This window comes from Mycobacterium malmoense (genome assembly GCF_019645855.1).
Lineage (GTDB): Bacteria > Actinomycetota > Actinomycetes > Mycobacteriales > Mycobacteriaceae > Mycobacterium > Mycobacterium malmoense.
The window spans coordinates 814,981-829,882 of sequence record NZ_CP080999.1; the positions used below are offsets into that span (position 1 = coordinate 814,981).

15 protein-coding genes are annotated in these 14,902 nt (G+C 66.5%); 9 read left to right on the forward strand and 6 right to left on the reverse strand.

Features of this window, described 5'->3' with window-relative positions; all coding sequences use genetic code 11:
- Positions 1–39: 39 nt before the first annotated feature.
- Positions 40–1,740, reverse strand: coding sequence for an alpha-keto acid decarboxylase family protein (locus K3U93_RS03795; RefSeq protein WP_071509786.1), 1,701 nt, complete (start codon positions 1,738–1,740; stop codon positions 40–42).
- 65 nt (positions 1,741–1,805) lie between these two features.
- Here K3U93_RS03795 and K3U93_RS03800 point away from each other — a divergent pair, with 65 nt between their 5' ends.
- The 4 genes from K3U93_RS03800 to K3U93_RS03815 are packed head-to-tail and all read left to right on the forward strand — an operon-like array spanning position 1,806 to position 4,321.
- Complete coding sequence (locus K3U93_RS03800) at positions 1,806–2,249, forward strand: SRPBCC family protein (RefSeq protein WP_083009251.1); 444 nt, start codon at positions 1,806–1,808, stop codon at positions 2,247–2,249.
- A gap of 5 nt (positions 2,250–2,254) precedes the next feature.
- On the forward strand, positions 2,255–3,388 hold the full coding sequence (locus K3U93_RS03805; protein ID WP_083009254.1) for a CaiB/BaiF CoA transferase family protein: 1,134 nt from the start codon (positions 2,255–2,257) through the stop codon (positions 3,386–3,388).
- 58 nt (positions 3,389–3,446) lie between these two features.
- A complete protein-coding gene (locus K3U93_RS03810) occupies positions 3,447–3,884 on the forward strand; it encodes an SRPBCC family protein (RefSeq protein WP_083009257.1) in 438 nt (145 codons plus the stop codon).
- Between the two features lie 2 nt (positions 3,885–3,886).
- Positions 3,887–4,321 carry an SRPBCC family protein gene (locus K3U93_RS03815; protein ID WP_083009259.1) on the forward strand — a complete coding sequence of 145 codons (435 nt, stop codon included), beginning with the start codon at positions 3,887–3,889 and terminating at the stop codon, positions 4,319–4,321.
- Positions 4,322–4,325: 4 nt separating this feature from the next.
- Here the strand turns inward: K3U93_RS03815 and K3U93_RS03820 are convergent, their stop codons facing one another.
- The gene (locus K3U93_RS03820; protein ID WP_083009262.1) at positions 4,326–5,507 is read right to left on the reverse strand and encodes a pyridoxal phosphate-dependent aminotransferase; all 1,182 of its coding nucleotides are present in this window, start codon (positions 5,505–5,507) and stop codon (positions 4,326–4,328) included.
- 192 nt (positions 5,508–5,699) lie between these two features.
- On the opposite strand from K3U93_RS03820, the gene K3U93_RS03825 reads away from it, so the two are divergent.
- Together K3U93_RS03825 and K3U93_RS03830 are read left to right on the forward strand one after the other, a co-directional pair.
- Positions 5,700–6,911: an acetyl-CoA C-acetyltransferase gene (locus K3U93_RS03825; RefSeq protein WP_083009264.1), complete on the forward strand. Its 1,212-nt coding sequence runs from the start codon at positions 5,700–5,702 to the stop codon at positions 6,909–6,911.
- 4 nt (positions 6,912–6,915) lie between these two features.
- On the forward strand, positions 6,916–9,048 hold the full coding sequence (locus tag K3U93_RS03830; RefSeq protein ID WP_083009267.1) for a 3-hydroxyacyl-CoA dehydrogenase NAD-binding domain-containing protein: 2,133 nt from the start codon (positions 6,916–6,918) through the stop codon (positions 9,046–9,048).
- Positions 9,049–9,403: 355 nt separating this feature from the next.
- On the opposite strand, the gene K3U93_RS03835 is transcribed toward K3U93_RS03830, so the two are convergent.
- Complete coding sequence (locus K3U93_RS03835) at positions 9,404–10,651, reverse strand: FAD-dependent monooxygenase (protein WP_083009269.1); 1,248 nt, start codon at positions 10,649–10,651, stop codon at positions 9,404–9,406.
- A gap of 75 nt (positions 10,652–10,726) precedes the next feature.
- Here K3U93_RS03835 and K3U93_RS03840 point away from each other — a divergent pair, with 75 nt between their 5' ends.
- Positions 10,727–11,263: a TetR/AcrR family transcriptional regulator gene (locus tag K3U93_RS03840; protein WP_083009272.1), complete on the forward strand. Its 537-nt coding sequence runs from the start codon at positions 10,727–10,729 to the stop codon at positions 11,261–11,263.
- A 29-nt stretch (positions 11,264–11,292) separates the two neighbouring features.
- Positions 11,293–12,282, forward strand: coding sequence for an LLM class F420-dependent oxidoreductase (locus tag K3U93_RS03845; RefSeq protein ID WP_083009274.1), 990 nt, complete (start codon positions 11,293–11,295; stop codon positions 12,280–12,282).
- 83 nt (positions 12,283–12,365) lie between these two features.
- Here K3U93_RS03845 and K3U93_RS03850 read toward each other — a convergent pair whose 3' ends face one another.
- Entirely contained in the window at positions 12,366–12,761 is a 396-nt protein-coding gene (locus K3U93_RS03850) for a hypothetical protein (protein ID WP_230981573.1), read from the reverse strand.
- Between the two features lie 325 nt (positions 12,762–13,086).
- On the opposite strand from K3U93_RS03850, the gene K3U93_RS03855 reads away from it, so the two are divergent.
- The gene (locus tag K3U93_RS03855; RefSeq protein ID WP_083009277.1) at positions 13,087–13,989 is read left to right on the forward strand and encodes a DMT family transporter; all 903 of its coding nucleotides are present in this window, start codon (positions 13,087–13,089) and stop codon (positions 13,987–13,989) included.
- A 47-nt stretch (positions 13,990–14,036) separates the two neighbouring features.
- On the opposite strand, the gene K3U93_RS03860 is transcribed toward K3U93_RS03855, so the two are convergent.
- Together K3U93_RS03860 and K3U93_RS03865 are read right to left on the reverse strand one after the other, a co-directional pair.
- Positions 14,037–14,372: a type II toxin-antitoxin system PemK/MazF family toxin gene (locus K3U93_RS03860; protein ID WP_083009280.1), complete on the reverse strand. Its 336-nt coding sequence runs from the start codon at positions 14,370–14,372 to the stop codon at positions 14,037–14,039.
- Positions 14,369–14,602 carry an AbrB/MazE/SpoVT family DNA-binding domain-containing protein gene (locus K3U93_RS03865; RefSeq protein WP_277622374.1) on the reverse strand — a complete coding sequence of 78 codons (234 nt, stop codon included), beginning with the start codon at positions 14,600–14,602 and terminating at the stop codon, positions 14,369–14,371. The genes K3U93_RS03860 and K3U93_RS03865 overlap by 4 nt, the downstream gene beginning before the upstream one ends.
- Positions 14,603–14,902 lie beyond the last annotated feature (300 nt).

Sequence of the window (14,902 nt, forward strand, 5' to 3'; positions counted from 1 at the left end):
ACGGCACACTCGGTCTAGCCGCGCTGAGACCGAGCGGCCTTAACCGGCCTTCACCGGCGACATGGGTCCCACGAGTTGGCCGAGCAGGCGAGGGATGTCGAGGCGCGGCAACACCACCTCGACGAACACCATGCGGTCCTTGTGCTCGGCGGCCGCGGTGAATGCGTCGTCGAGCTCGCCATAGGTCTGCGCCCGGAACGCCAGATGATTGGCCACGCCCAGCGCGTGGGGAATGTCGGTCCAACTCCAACCGACAATGTCGTTGTAGGGGGCCGTCTTTCCGTGGATCGCCCGTTCGACGGTGTAGCCGTCGTTGTTGACCACCACGATGACGGGGGATAACCCCTCGCGGGAGAAGGTGCCGAGTTCCTGGACGGTAAGTTGCGCTGCGCCGTCGCCGATCAGCAACACGGTCCTGCGGTCCGGATGCGCCACGGCGGCCCCGACCGCCGCGGGCAGCGTGTAACCGATTGAGCCCCACAGTGGTTGGCCGATGAAGGTGACTCCGTGCGGCAACCGGTGATCCGCCATGCCGTAGAACGACGTCCCCTGATCGGCGAGGACCACGTTTCCCGGTGTGAGCGCCACGCAAAGCCGGTCCCATAGCATCTGTTGGGTAAGTGGTTGATCCCGTGGCGGGGGTGGCGGCAGTGGATCGGCGGGCGGCGACGCCACGGGTGGCGACGTGATCCCGCGCCGGACCAGGATCGTGGCCAGCGCCTCCAGCGCGGCGCCCATTTCCAGCGGCGCGAAGACCTCGCCGGCGACGCTGCTTTGGTATTGCCCGACGTCGATGGTCCGGGCCGGGTCGATCCGCTGGCTGAAGAAGCCGCTGACCATGTCGGTGAACACCACGCCCGCCGTCACCAGCACCGGTGCCTGCTCGATCGCCGTGCGCACCCGTTCGGCGCTGGCCGAGCCCGCGTAGATCCCCAGGAAGTTGGGTGAGCTCTCGTCGAGCAGGCTCTTTCCCCACATCAGTGTGGCGTGCGGCACCACGTCGGCCGCCAGCAGCGCCTCGAGTTCTTTGATGGCGTGCAGGCGGTGGACCAGCAGGTCGGCCAGCACGGTCAACTGGTGGTCGCCGATGAGTTCGGTTGCGGCGTCGGTGAATAGCGCTAGCGCCCGGGGGCTGGTGCCGCCGGCGTAGCGGGGCAGCGGCGCGTCGGGCGGTTCGGTGGGGAAGCGCGCCACGTCGGTGGACAGCAAGACGTATCCGGGTCGCTTCTGCTCGCGCACCTCGCTGAGCACCCGGTCGATCTCCCTGCACGCCGTCGCCGGCATGAGATTGGCCTGGGCACAGGTGATTTCGCGGCTGATCCGGAAGAAGTGCTCGAAATCCCCGTCGCCCAGGGAATGGTGTAGCGCGCGCCTGGTGCCCTGCGCGTCCTTGGAGGGTCCGCCGACGATGTGCACGACGGGCACGTGCTCGGCGTAGCTGCCCGCGATCGCGTTGGCCGCCGAGAGTTCTCCCACGCCGAATGTCGTTACCACGGCCGACATTCCGCGCAACCGTCCGTACCCGTCGGCGGCGTAACCGGCGTTGAGCTCGTTGGCGCTGCCGACCCACCGAATGGTGGGATGGGCCACGATGTGGTCCAAAAATTCCAGGTTGTAGTCGCCGGGAACGCCGAAGATTTCGGACACGCCGAGTTCGGCGAGGCGGTCCAACAGGTAGTCACCGACGGTGTAGGCGGAATTTCCGGGGCCGGGCCCCGCATCGGTCGGGGTATCAGTCACAAGCACGACGGTACGCTCGGCCGAAACCGTTCCGGCCGGCACGCCGTTCGCCTAATGTGCGGGCCATGGCAATCAAAGAATCCCGCGACATCGTCATCGAAGCCGGCCCCGAGGAGATTCTGGACGTCATCGCCGATTTCGAGGCGATGCCCGAATGGTCGGACCCGCACCAGAGCGCGGAAGTCCTCGAGACCGGAGACGACGGGCGTCCCAGCAAGGTGAAGATGAAGGTCAAGACCGCGGGGATCACCGACGAACAGGTGGTGGCCTACACGTGGAGCGACAACGCGGTGAGCTGGACGCTGGTCAGCTCCGCCCAGCAGCGCTCGCAGGACGGCAAGTACACCCTGGTTCCGCAGGGCCAGGCCACCCTGGTGAAGTTCGAGATCAGCGTCGACCCGAACGTTCCCCTGCCCGGCTTCGTGCTCAAACGCGCGATCAAGGGGACGATCGATACGGCGACCGCGGCCCTGCGCAAGCGGGTGCTCAAGGTGAAGAAGGGTAAGTAATCACCGTGAGCGGCGGTGGGCCCCTGGCCGGGGTGCGGGTGATCGAACTGGGCGGCATCGGACCGGGGCCGCACGCGGGGATGGTGCTCGCCGACTTGGGCGCCGACGTGGTGCGGGTGCGCCGCCCGGGCAGCGTGGCGATCGCAAGCGCGGCGAAGCCGGGCGAAGCGGGTCGCCACCAAGCGGTCGTGACGATGCCGCCTGAGGACCGCGACCTGCTGCACCGCGGGAAGCGCATCGTGGACCTGGACGTCAAGGCGCAGCCTCAGGCGCTGCTGGAGCTGGCCGCCAAGGCCGACGTGCTGTTGGACTGCTTCCGGCCCGGCACCTGCGAGCGACTCGGCATCGGGCCCGACGACTGTGCGGCGGTCAATCCGCGGCTGATCTTTGCGCGGATTACCGGCTGGGGACAGGACGGGCCGCTGGCCCAGACGGCGGGCCACGACATCAACTATCTGTCGCAGACCGGTGCGCTCTCGGCGCTGGGGTACGCCGACCGGCCGCCGATGCCGCCGCTGAACCTGGTCGCCGACTTCGGCGGCGGTTCGATGCTGGTGCTGCTGGGCATCGTGGCGGCGCTGTACGAGCGGGAACGGTCGGGCAAGGGCCAGGTCATCGACGCCGCGATGGTCGACGGGGTCAGCCTGCTGGTCCAGATGATGTGGGCCATGAAGTCGACCGGTGCGCTGCGCGACAGGCGCGAGTCGTTCCTGCTCGACGGCGGCGCCCCATTCTACCGGTGCTACGAGACCGCCGATGGCAAGTACGTGGCCGTCGGCGCCATCGAGCCGCAATTCTTCGCGGCGTTGCTGGCCGGGCTCGGCCTGTCGCCCGACGAGGTGCCCAGCCAGCTCGACATCGGTTCGTACCCACGGATGTACGACGTCTTCGCGCAGAGGTTCGCCGGCCGGACCCGTGACGAGTGGACACGGGTTTTCGTCGGCACCGATGCGTGTGTCACCCCGGTGTTGACTTGGAGCGAAGCCGCCGTGGCCGACCATTTGAAGGCACGCTCAACAATAATCACCGCCCACGGCGTCGAACAGGCCGCGCCCGCGCCGCGTTTCTCCCGAACGCCGGCCGGACCGGTTGGCCCGCCGCCGGCGGCAACCACACCTGTGGACGAAATCGGCTGGTAGCCAAGGATTTACGGCGAACATCGTCCGCGCGGAGGGCGCCGTTGCTAAGTTGGTCTCAGTGGCCGTCAAAGCATCACGGGAATTCGTCGTTGACGCGCCCCCAGAAGTGGTCATGGAGGCGCTGACAGATGTCGGCCTGTTGTCATCCTGGTCGCCGCTGCACAAACAGGTGGAAGTGATCGACCGTTATCCCGACGGCCGGCCCCACCATGTCAAGGCCACCATCAGGATCCTGGGGCTCGTCGACAAAGAGGTCCTGGAATACCACTGGGGCCCCGACTGGGTGGTCTGGGATGCCAAAGGGACCGCCCAGCAGCACGGCCAGCATGTCGAATACACCGTCAAACCCGAGGGCCTCGACAAGACGCGAGTGCGTTTCGACATCACCGTCGAACCGGCGGGGCCCATTCCCGGTTTCGTCGTTAGGCGCGCAACCGAAAATGTCCTCAACGCCGCGGTGAAGGGTCTGCGCAACCTGGTCATGGGCGGCGGTTAGCGGTGGCCGTACAGGCAGCGTCGGAAATCGTTATCGACGCGCCCCCGGAAGTGATCATGGAGGCACTCGCCGACGTGGACGCCGTGCCGTCGTGGTCATCGGTGCACAAACGGGTCGAAGTTATCGACAAACACCCCGACGGGCGACCGCACCACGTGAAGGTCACCATCGCGGTGACCGGCATTCACGACACGGAAATGCTCGAATACCACTGGGGCCCAGATTGGATGGTGTGGGACGCGGCCAAGACCGCGCAGCAGCACGGTCAGCACGGGGAATACACGCTGAGCCGGGAGGGTGACAACAAGACCAGGGTGCGGTTTGCAATCACGGTCGAACCGTGGGCGCCGCTGCCCGAGTTTTGGGTCAACCGGGCCCGCAAGAAGATCCTGCATGCCGCGCTGGAGGGGCTGCGGCAGCGCGTTATGGATGCATAGCCGTTCAGTCCCGCAGCGCGGCCAGCCGCCCGATCGCCTCGTCGAGGGTGTCGTCGCGTTTGCAGAAAGTGAAGCGCACCAAGTGATTCCACACCTTGGCTTGCTTCGAGGCGTGCGGGGCGGCCGGATCGCAGAACGCCGACATCGGGATGGCTGCCACGCCGACCTTTTCCGGTAGCGCTGCGCAGAACGCCGTGCTGTCGTCGTAGCCCAGCGGCCGCGGGTCGGCACACAGAAAATAGGTGCCGGCGCTGTCGTGCACCTCGAACCCGATGTCGATCAGCCCGGCGGCCAGTTGATCGCGTCTGGCCTGCAGACTGCTGCGCAGGTCGGCCACCCAGGCGTCCTCGGTGTCCAGCGCCAGAGCCACCGCGGGCTGGAACGGCGCGCCGCCGACGTAGCTCAAATACTGTTTGGCCGCACGCACGCCCGCGATGAGTTGCGCTGGGCCGCAAGCCCATCCGATCTTCCAGCCGGTGCAGTTGAACATCTTGGCCGCACTGGAGATGGTGATGGTCCGCTCGGCCATGCCGTCGAAGCCGGCCAGGGGCACGTGTTGGCGGCCGTCAAACACCAGGTGCTCGTACACCTCGTCGGTGATCACCAACAGGTCGGCCGCCACCGCGATCTCCGCGATCGCCGCCAGCTCGGTCGCGCTCAGCACCGTGCCGGTCGGGTTGTGCGGTGAGTTGACGATCAGCGCGCGGGTGCGGGGCGTCACCGCCCGCCGCAGCGCGTCGGCGTCCAGGGCGAAGCCGCTGGCATCGGGGACCAGCGGCACGGCCACCCGGTGCGCGCCGGCCATCGCCACCACCGGCGAGTAGGAGTCATAGAAGGGTTCGATCAAGATCACCTCCGAGCCGGGCTCGACCAGGCCGATCACCGCCGCCGCGATGGCTTCGGTGGCCCCGACCGTCACCAGCACCTCGGTGTCGGGGTCGTACTCGACGCCAAAGTGTCGCCGCCGGTGCGCGGCGATGGCGTGGCGCAGCGGCGCGATGCCTGTTCCCGGCGGGTATTGGTTGGCGCCCTCGGCGATGGCGTCTTGCGCGGCCTTCAGCAACGCCGGCGGCCCGTCCTCGTCGGGAAAGCCCTGGCCGAGATTCACCGCGCCGATCCGCGCGGCCAGAGCCGACATTTCGGCGAACACCGTGGTGGCGTAGGGCCGCAGTCGCGACACGGTCATGGTCGTCGAGCTTAGGCCGAGCGTCGAGCGTCGAGCGTCACGCCAGCGTGGCGATCCGCGCCGAGCGCTGCGCTGGCGTGACAGTCGACGAGCGGTGGGCCTCCCACCGGCGCAGCGCTGCCCAACCAACAGGTTGGCCGGGAGTTTTGTTAGGGTGCGGATACGAACCCCATTTGCGAACAGGAAGTCGACATGTCCGAAGAAGCCTTCATCTATGAGGCCATCCGCACACCGCGCGGCAAGCAGAAGAACGGATCGCTGAACGAGGTCAAGCCGCTGAGCCTGGTCGTCGGGCTGATCGACGAGCTGCGCAGGCGTTTCCCCGACCTGGACGAGAACCTGATCAGCGACGTGATCCTCGGCGTCGTCTCGCCGGTCGGTGACCAGGGCGCCGACATCGCCCGTGCCGCTGTGCTGGCCGCGCGGATGCCGGACACCGTCGGCGGCGTGCAGCTCAACCGGTTCTGCGCCTCGGGGCTGGAGGCCGTCAACACCGCCGCCCAGAAGGTCCGCTCCGGCTGGGACGACTTGGTCCTCGCCGGCGGCGTCGAGTCGATGAGCCGGGTGCCGATGGGATCCGACGGCGGCGCCATGGCGCTGGACCCGGCCACCAACTACGACATCGGATTCGTGCCGCAGGGCATCGGCGCCGACCTGATCGCCACCATCGAGGGCTTCTCCCGCGAGGGCGTCGACGCCTACGCGCTGCGCAGCCAGAAGAAGGCCGCCGAGGCGTGGTCGGGCGGCTACTTCGCCAAATCCGTGGTGCCGGTCCGCGACCAGAACGGTCTGCTGATTCTCGACCACGACGAGCACATGCGGCCCGACACCACCATGGAGGGCCTGGCCAAGCTGAAGTCCGCCTTCGAGGGCCTGGCGGCGTTGGGCGGCTTCGACGACGTCGCGCTGCAGAAGTACCACTGGGTCGAGAGGATCGACCACGTCCACACCGGCGGCAACAGCTCCGGGATCGTCGACGGCGCCGCGCTGGTGCTCATCGGCTCCGAGGCCGCCGGCAAGTCGCAGGGCCTGACGCCGCGGGCGCGCGTTGTGGCCACCGCCACCACCGGGGCCGAGCCGACGATCATGCTGACCGGTCCGACGCCGGCCACCCGCAAGGTGCTCGACCGGGCCGGGCTGACCATCGACGACATCGACCTGTTCGAGCTCAACGAGGCGTTCGCGTCGGTGGTGCTGAAGTTCCAGAAGGACCTCAACATTCCCGACGAGAAGCTCAACGTGAACGGCGGTGCCATCGCGATGGGCCACCCGCTGGGCGCCACCGGCGCCATGCTCCTGGGCACCATGGTCGACGAACTGGAGCGTCGCAACGCTCGGCGTGCGCTGATCACCCTGTGTATTGGCGGCGGCATGGGTGTCGCGACGATCATCGAGAGGGTTTAAGCACATGGCGGACAACACAATTCAGTGGGACAAGGACGCCGACGGCATCGTCACGCTGACCATGGACGACCCGTCCGGGTCGGCCAACGTGATGAACGAGGCCTACATCGAGTCGATGGGCAAGGTCGTCGAACGCCTTGTCGCCGAAAGGGATTCGATCACCGGCGTGGTGATCACCAGCGCGAAGAAGACGTTCTTCGCCGGTGGCGACCTCAACGGCATGATCAATCTCGGCCCCGAAGACGCCGGGCAGGCTTTCGATCTGGTCGAGCGGGTGAAGAAGGATCTGCGCACGCTGGAGACGCTGGGCAAGCCCGTCGTGGCCGCCATCAACGGTGCCGCGCTGGGTGGCGGCCTGGAGATCGCGCTGGCCTGTCATCACCGCATCGTCGCCGACGTCAAGGGCAGCCAGCTCGGGCTCCCGGAAGTGACGCTGGGCCTGTTGCCCGGCGGCGGCGGGGTGACCCGCACCGTGCGAATGTTCGGCATCCAGAACGCATTCGTCACCATCTTGGCGCAGGGCACCCGATTCAAGCCGGCCAAGGCCAAGGAGATCGGTCTGGTCGACGAGGTGTTGCCGACGGTCGAGGAGCTGGTGCCGCGGGCCAAGGCCTGGATCAAGGCCAACCCGGATGCGCACGAACAGCCTTGGGACAAAAAGGGTTACAAGATGCCCGGCGGCACTCCGTCGTCGCCGGGGCTGGCGGCCATCCTGCCGTCGTTCCCGTCGAACCTGCGCAAGCAGCTCAAGGGCGCGCCGATGCCGGCTCCGCGGGCCATCCTGGCCGCCGCGGTCGAGGGTGCGCAGGTCGACTTCGACACCGCCAGCCGCATCGAGAGCCGCTACTTCGCGCAGCTGGTCACCGGGCAGGTCGCCAAGAACATGATCCAGGCGTTCTTCTTCGACTTGCAGCACATCAACTCCGGCGGGTCGCGGCCCGAGGGCATCGGCAAGACGCCGATCAAGAAGATCGGCGTGTTGGGCGCGGGCATGATGGGTGCCGGCATCGCCTACGTCTCGGCCAAGGCGGGCTTTGAGGTGGTGCTCAAAGACGTGAGCCTCGAGGCGGCCCAGAAGGGCAAGGGCTACTCCGAGAAACTGGAGGCCAAGGCGTTGGAGCGGGGCCGCACCACCCAGGAGAAGTCCAAGGCGCTGCTGGACCGGATCAAGCCGGCTGGCGACGCGGCCGACCTTAAGGGCGTCGACTTCGTGATCGAGGCGGTGTTCGAAAACCAGGACCTCAAGCACAAGGTGTTCCAGGAGATCGAGGACATCGTCGAGCCCAACGCCGTGCTCGGGTCCAACACCTCGACGCTGCCGATCACCGGTCTGGCGACCGGTGTCAAGCGGCAGGAGGACTTCATCGGGATCCACTTCTTCTCGCCGGTCGACAAGATGCCGCTGGTCGAAATCATCAAGGGCGAGAAGACTTCCGACGAGACCCTGGCCCGCGTGTTCGACTACACCCTGGCCATCGGCAAGACCCCGATCGTCGTCAACGACAGCCGCGGGTTCTTCACGTCTCGGGTGATCGGCACGTTCGTCAACGAGGCGCTGGCCATGCTCGGCGAGGGCGTGGAACCGGCGTCGATCGAACAGGCCGGTTCGCAGGCCGGCTACCCGGCGCCGCCGCTGCAGCTCTCCGACGAGCTCAACCTGGAGCTGATGCACAAGATCGCGGTCGCCACCCGCAAGGCGGTCGAGGGCGCCGGCGGCACCTACGTGCCGCACCCGGCGGAAGCCGTCGTCGAGAAGATGATCGAACTCGGCCGGCCCGGCCGGCTCAAGGGCGCCGGCTTCTACGAGTATGTCGACGGCAAGCGCACCCGGCTGTGGCCGGGGCTGCGGGAGGCGTTCAAGTCCGGGAGTTCGCGGCCGCCGTTGCAGGACATGATCGACCGGATGCTGTTCGCCGAGGCGCTGGAAACGCAGAAGTGTCTCGACGAGGGCGTGCTGACGTCGACGGCCGACGCCAACATCGGGTCCATCATGGGCATCGGCTTCCCGCCGTGGACCGGTGGTAGCGCGCAGTTCATCGTCGGCTATCAGGGCCCCGCCGGTACGGGCAAGGAGGCCTTCGTGGCGCGGGCCCGCGAGCTGGCCGCCAAGTACGGCGACCGCTTCCTGCCCACATAGTTTTCGCGCGAGCAGACGCAAAATCGCCCATTTCGTCCCGAAATTGGGCGATTTTGCGTCTGCTCGCGCACGAAAGGGCGCGGTGCACGCAGGGACTCAGGCTTCGCGGCTGTCTCCTCACCCGGGCCCACTGAACACAACCCGGCGGATGGGATTGCATGGCATTTCACGCACGTGGATAACATCCCGTCCATCGCCAGTGTTTGCCATTCCCACGGCGTTTCGCACATAGACATCGCTGACCACGAGATTAAGAACGATCCGAGAAGTTGATATCGCATGTGATAGTGGATTCATAAGTCGCCCATTGGTTCTCGGCGCAGCGCACTGCTCTACGCCGCCGGAGGTCAGCGGGTCAGTTCCAGCGGAGACCGTTCCCTTCGTGGCGCACGCCCACGTCGGCCGCCACGGTGTAGTCCGGCACCGGCATCGAGTCGTGCATCCGCACGCCCTTGGTGTTCAGCTTCGCCAACGCCCGGGAGAGCGAACCCGGCATCAGCGAAACGAGTTGGGCCCCACGGGTTAACGCCCAAACTCCGACTCTAGAGCTGGGGACGATGCTCTTGGCGGCGCCTCGGGCAAAGGCCCGGCTTAGCCGCACCGGCTCGCGCATCGCCAGCTCGTAAGCGGCGAACGCGCGCAGGTGATCGCCGTCCGCCTTGGCCAGCTCCCCGGCCAGCACGTAGGCGCCCACCACCGCAAGGCTGGTGCTGCCGCCGACCGCGGGGCCGGGGCAGTACCCGGCGTCGCCGACCAGGGTGACCCGTCGGCGCGACCATCTGTCCATCCGCAGCTGCGTGATCGCATCGAAATAAAACGTCGGCGTCCGGTCGATTTCCTCCAACCAGCGGTCCACCTGGGAATGCATGCCCGCGAAGGCGCCACGCAGTAATTCCTTCTGCCGCAACGTATCCCGATGGTCGTAGGTCAGTTCCTGTTCGCTGCGAAACAGGAACACCACCCGCGCGTCGTCCAGGTGTGCCGCGGTGTAGATCACCGCCACGCGGCCGACCCCGACGTGGCCGACCATCCCGGCGTCGTCGATCAACGCCTTGGGCGCGGACACCACCGCCAGATATCCCCCGAGGAAGCGGGTGAGGCCGGCTTCCTCGCCGAAGACCAGGCGCCGCACGTTGGAGTGCAGCCCGTCGGCGCCGACGATGACGTCGAACCTGCGTCCACCCGCGTGCTCGAATGTCACCTCGCCGTCGTGCTCGATCGTCGTGATCGAGTCGCCGAATAGGTACTCGACGTCGTCGCGGCCGGCGGCGTAGTAGATCTCGCTGAGGTCGTCGCGCATGATCTCCACGTGCCGGTCCGAGGCGGCGCGGTAGATCTTGGTGAGGTCGATCTCCGTGGGCCGCGGCCGGCCCTCGCGGTACATCGTCAGCCGGGTGGTCTGGGTGGCGAGCGCCTCGATGCGCGGTAGCACGCCCATCTGCGCCGAGATTTCCATCGCCGGACGGAACAGGTCGACGGCGTGGCCGCCGGTTTTGCGCAGCGTCGGCGCGCGCTCGACGACGGTGACCTCGAAGCCGTGACGGCTCAGCCAGTACGCCAGCACGGGCCCGGCGATGCTGGCGCCGGATACGAGGATCCGCATGCCCCGCCTCCTTACTTAACAGTTGGTAAGGCGAGTCAAGCACTTACTTACCGATCGGTCAACTATTCTGGGTGGGTGACCCGGACGCCTTCCGAGACCCGCCAGCGCATCCAGGACGTGGCGCGCGAACTGTTCACCCAAAAGGGTGTGCAGCGCACCAGTTTGCAGGACATCGCGGATCGGTTGGGTATCACCAAGCCGGCGTTGTACTACCACTTCAGCTCGCGAGAAGATTTGGTGCGCAGCATCTTGCAGCCGTTGATCGACGAAGGGGAGCGGTTCATCGCGGACCGGGAACGCGCGCGCGACGCGACCCCGCGCGAATTGCTCGAGGGGTACTTCGACTACCACTTCCGGCATCGCGGCGACCTGGTGTTGGTGGTTGCCGAGTTGACCACGCTCGCCGATCTCGGCCTGATCGACCAGCTGCTTGCCTGGCGCGACCGGCTGGGAAAGCTGGTGTTCGGTCCCAGCCCCACACTCGAGCAGTCAACGCGCGCGGTGATCGCCTTCGGTGGCCTGCAAGATTGCTGCCTGCAATTCCCCGACACGCCCTACGACGAGTTGCGCCACGCCACGGTCGACGGGGCGTTGGCCGCGCTTGGAATCTGAACACCCGCTTTCGTTCTAGAGTCGGACGCATGCGCTTCGGTCTCTTTATTCCGCAAGGCTGGCGGTTGGATCTCGTCGGCATCGAACCCGAGAAGCACTGGGCGGTGATGCGCGACCTGGCGACCTACGCCGACGACGGCGGCTGGGATTCACTGTGGGTCTACGACCACTTCCACACTGTGCCGATGCCGACCGGCGAAGCCACGCACGAGGCGTGGACGTTGATGGCGGCCTACGCGGCGACCACCTCGCGAATCAAGCTCGGCCAGATGTGTACGGCGATGAGCTACCGCAATCCCGTGTACCTGGCCAAGGTGGCGGCCACCGCGGACATCATCTCCGGCGGCCGCATCCAGATGGGTATCGGCGGCGGCTGGTACGAACACGAGTGGCGCGCTTACGGTTACGGGTTTCCGTCGGCCCGGGTGCGGTTGGGCCGGCTGGACGAGGGCGTGCAGATCATGCGCGACGCGTGGCGCGACGGCAAGGTCAGCTTTGACGGCGAGCACTATCAGGTCGACGGCGCGATAGTGGCTCCGAAGCCGTTGCAGGATAACGGGATTTCGCTGTGGATCGCCGGTGGCGGCGAGAAGGTGACCTTGCGCATCGCCGCGAAGTACGCCCAGTACACCAACTTCACCCCGGAGCCCGAGGCGTTCGCGCGCAAGTCGCAGGTGCTGGCGGAGCACTGCCGCAACCTGGGTACCGACTTCGATGCCATCGTGCGATCGGCCAATTTCACTGCGCTGCTGGGCACGTCGGACGCTGACGTCAAGGAACGGCTTCAGCGGGTGCGCGATCGGATGGTCGGGTATGTGCCCGAGGCGGTGGCGGATGCGATGATCGCCGGCGGCAGCGGCCTGGACTCGGCGACGGGCACCCCGGAACAGGTGATCGAACGGATCGCCAAGGTCCGCGATCTTGGGTGCGAGTACGCGATCTGTTATTTCCCGGAGGCCGCCTATGACCGTTCGGGCATCGAATTGTTTGAACGCGAAGTGATTCCGGCGTTGAGCTAACTAGACGCCTGCTCCCGCGGGCTGTGGGTGGGACGCGGCTCGAAAGGCCAATCAGGGCACATGCCAAAGGTTATGGATCAAAACTAAAGTACAGGCTTTGGTGGTGTCGTTTGTCCCCAAAAGGCACGGTATGCAGTGGCCGTGGGCGCCGCGTGGTCGCCAGGGCAACCGGGCGGATCGTACGCCTCGGTCCGGCGCGCGTAGCGGTCCTGTGCCGCCTGCCGCTCGGAGCGCGCAGGTTCGCAGTTGAACTCCGCAGCCAGTTGGGCGTATCCGGCGTCGAGGACGTATTCACGGAGCGCTTCAGCCCCGGCCTGGAGCAATACGCGGAGCGCGCCGGCTTCCGATTTGATGTCGCCCTTACCTCGTTGACTCGCCCACTGGCGTAGCGTCTCGAACGAGGGGGAGCCTTCGCTGAGGTACGGCGCGATCACCGCTTCGTCGGCGTCTTTGAGGATCAGGCTGACTCGCTTACTCATGACGCATTTTCTACACGGATAATAGGTGCATGGCCAAGCGCATTCAGTGGGGCAAACGGACGCTGCGGAAGTCTCCTGCGGTCCGCACCCCGGAGGGCCTCGAAATGCGCTTCACTTTCCATCATCTCGGCATTCTCCCTTGTGCGGGTTAGCCTATCCCGGACTCGTAAGCAGGACGCGAGCGGGCTGGCACTGGGCGCGGCAGCGCCGCGTCGCGGCGGCGATGTCACCGCCCGAGTGATGTGCCCGTACGGCGCGGCTGTAAAAAGGGGGAGCTCGAAGGTATGTACCCGTTGCCCTACCCATGCCGACAGAGGAGCCGCCCATGGACAAGGCGGATATCGCCGCCCTGCTCGCGCTGGGCGCTGCGCTGTGCGTCGCCATCGGCGACGTGCTTCAGCAACGTGCGACACACCGGATCACCGACACATCGGTCGGCCTCATCGAATTGTTCGCGAAGCTGCTCCGCAACCGACGGTGGCGGTGGGGCGCCCTGATGATCGTGGCGAGCATCGTCTTCCAGGCGGCCGCCCTAAACCAGGGTTCGGTGCTGCTGGTGCAGGCGTTGCTTGTGCTGTCGCTGCTGTTCGCGCTGCCGATTAGCGCGGCGTTGTCCCGCCGCAGGGTGACTGGCCGAGAGTGGATTTGGGCCGTCGTGCTGACGGCGGCGGTGACGGTGATCGTCACGGTCGGCAACCCGCAGCCGGGTTCCTCGCGCGCATCGCTGCACACCTGGGCCGCGGTGGCGGTGGTGCTGGTGCCGCTGTTGGTCGGGTGCCTGGTGGCTGCCCGGATCTGGGGTGGCGCCTTGGCGGCGGTGTTGCTCGCGTTCGTGTCCGGTTCGCTCTGGGGGGTTTTCGCGGTGCTGACCAAGGGAGTCGTCTCTGCACTCGGCGATGGCGTGGGGGCGGCGGCCCGCACACCCGAGCTGTATGCCTGGCTGGCGGTCGCGGTCGGGGGATTCGCGTGGGAGCAGTCGGCTTTCCGGGCCGGTGCCTTGACCGCGTCGATGCCGACCCTGCAGGTGTCGCAGCCGGTGGTGGCGGCCCTGCTGGGTGTCGTTGTTCTCGGCGAGACGCTGGACACCGGTCGCGTCGGGATGATCGCCCTGGTGGCCGCCGCGTTGCTGATGGCGGTGGCGACCGCCGAACTCGCGCGCGGTGACGCCGTCGACGCGCACAACAAGGCCGAGGCGAATCTTCCCGGTGCCGTCGGCGAACCGGCATAGTTTCCTTGCGGCGCAATGTCTTTCGTAGTTGTCGACTTGCCGTGGGCTCAGCTGAAGAGCGTGGCAAGTTTGGCCAGTACTTCATCGAGAATCGCGGCCGGAACGCGTTCAACTTTGCGCCCGTTGCGTGACCCGATATCGATTGCTCGGGGTTGATCGCAGCGGATGACGCCGGTGGTGCGGGTGCCGGCATCTGTTAGCGACACCGCGAAACCTGCTGTGCGGGCGAAGTTTCCGCCACGCGTTATTGGCAGTACCACCGGAGTTTGCGTTAGACGGTTAAAGGCGGTCGGGGACACGATCAACACGGGGCGTGTGCCGCGCTGCTCATGACCCTGTGTCGGGTCAAGCGAAACGATGAATATGTCGCCGGGCTGCGTCAGAGCAACTCACCGCCGACGGGTTCGCCATCGAGCCAAACCCTATCCTCATCCGTGAGGTCGGCTGAGGCGTCGCACTGTGACAAGAGCTCGTCGAGGGTGTAACGCGGACGCGTCTGCGGTTCCACTATCAAGTGACCGGCATCGACCGACAGGCCAACCGCCGACCCGGCGTGCAGCCGCAGCATGTCGAGCACCGCGGGCGGGACCGCCAGCATGACCGAACCCCCCACCTTCCGAAGCTTAGTTGTAAACATGCCGCCCCTCTTCGATCGAAGTTTCATTTCAGTATAATACGATTTGGGTGCTGTGCCGCTTCCTTGACCCCAACCTCGCCACTGGCTAGGGGCGGTGATCGCGCTCACTGAAACTGCCCAGCTCTGTTTGAGTTAATTCGGCGGATTCACGTGCGCGATAGGCTGTTTCGGCGAGCTGCATCGCCAGCCTTACCGCCTGTGCACCGGCTCTTATCCTGCTGTGCTCGAGTCAATCGTTCGGCTTGCACCGAGATTCATCTCGGGAGTGGGCCAGGA

Bases quoted from the DNA above. Each gene is read 5' to 3' on its own strand.
- K3U93_RS03855 (WP_083009277.1), top strand. From the start codon at position 13,087: ATGGACAAGGCGGATATCGCCGCCCTGCTCGCGCTGGGCGCTGCGCTG.
- K3U93_RS03820 (WP_083009262.1), bottom strand. From the start codon at position 5,507: ATGACCGTGTCGCGACTGCGGCCCTACGCCACCACGGTGTTCGCCGAA.
- K3U93_RS03830 (WP_083009267.1), top strand. From the start codon at position 6,916: ATGGCGGACAACACAATTCAGTGGGACAAGGACGCCGACGGCATCGTC.
- K3U93_RS03825 (WP_083009264.1), top strand. From the start codon at position 5,700: ATGTCCGAAGAAGCCTTCATCTATGAGGCCATCCGCACACCGCGCGGC.
- K3U93_RS03850 (WP_230981573.1), bottom strand. From the start codon at position 12,761: ATGAGTAAGCGAGTCAGCCTGATCCTCAAAGACGCCGACGAAGCGGTG.
- K3U93_RS03845 (WP_083009274.1), top strand. From the start codon at position 11,293: ATGCGCTTCGGTCTCTTTATTCCGCAAGGCTGGCGGTTGGATCTCGTC.
- K3U93_RS03800 (WP_083009251.1), top strand. From the start codon at position 1,806: ATGGCAATCAAAGAATCCCGCGACATCGTCATCGAAGCCGGCCCCGAG.
- K3U93_RS03835 (WP_083009269.1), bottom strand. From the start codon at position 10,651: ATGCGGATCCTCGTATCCGGCGCCAGCATCGCCGGGCCCGTGCTGGCG.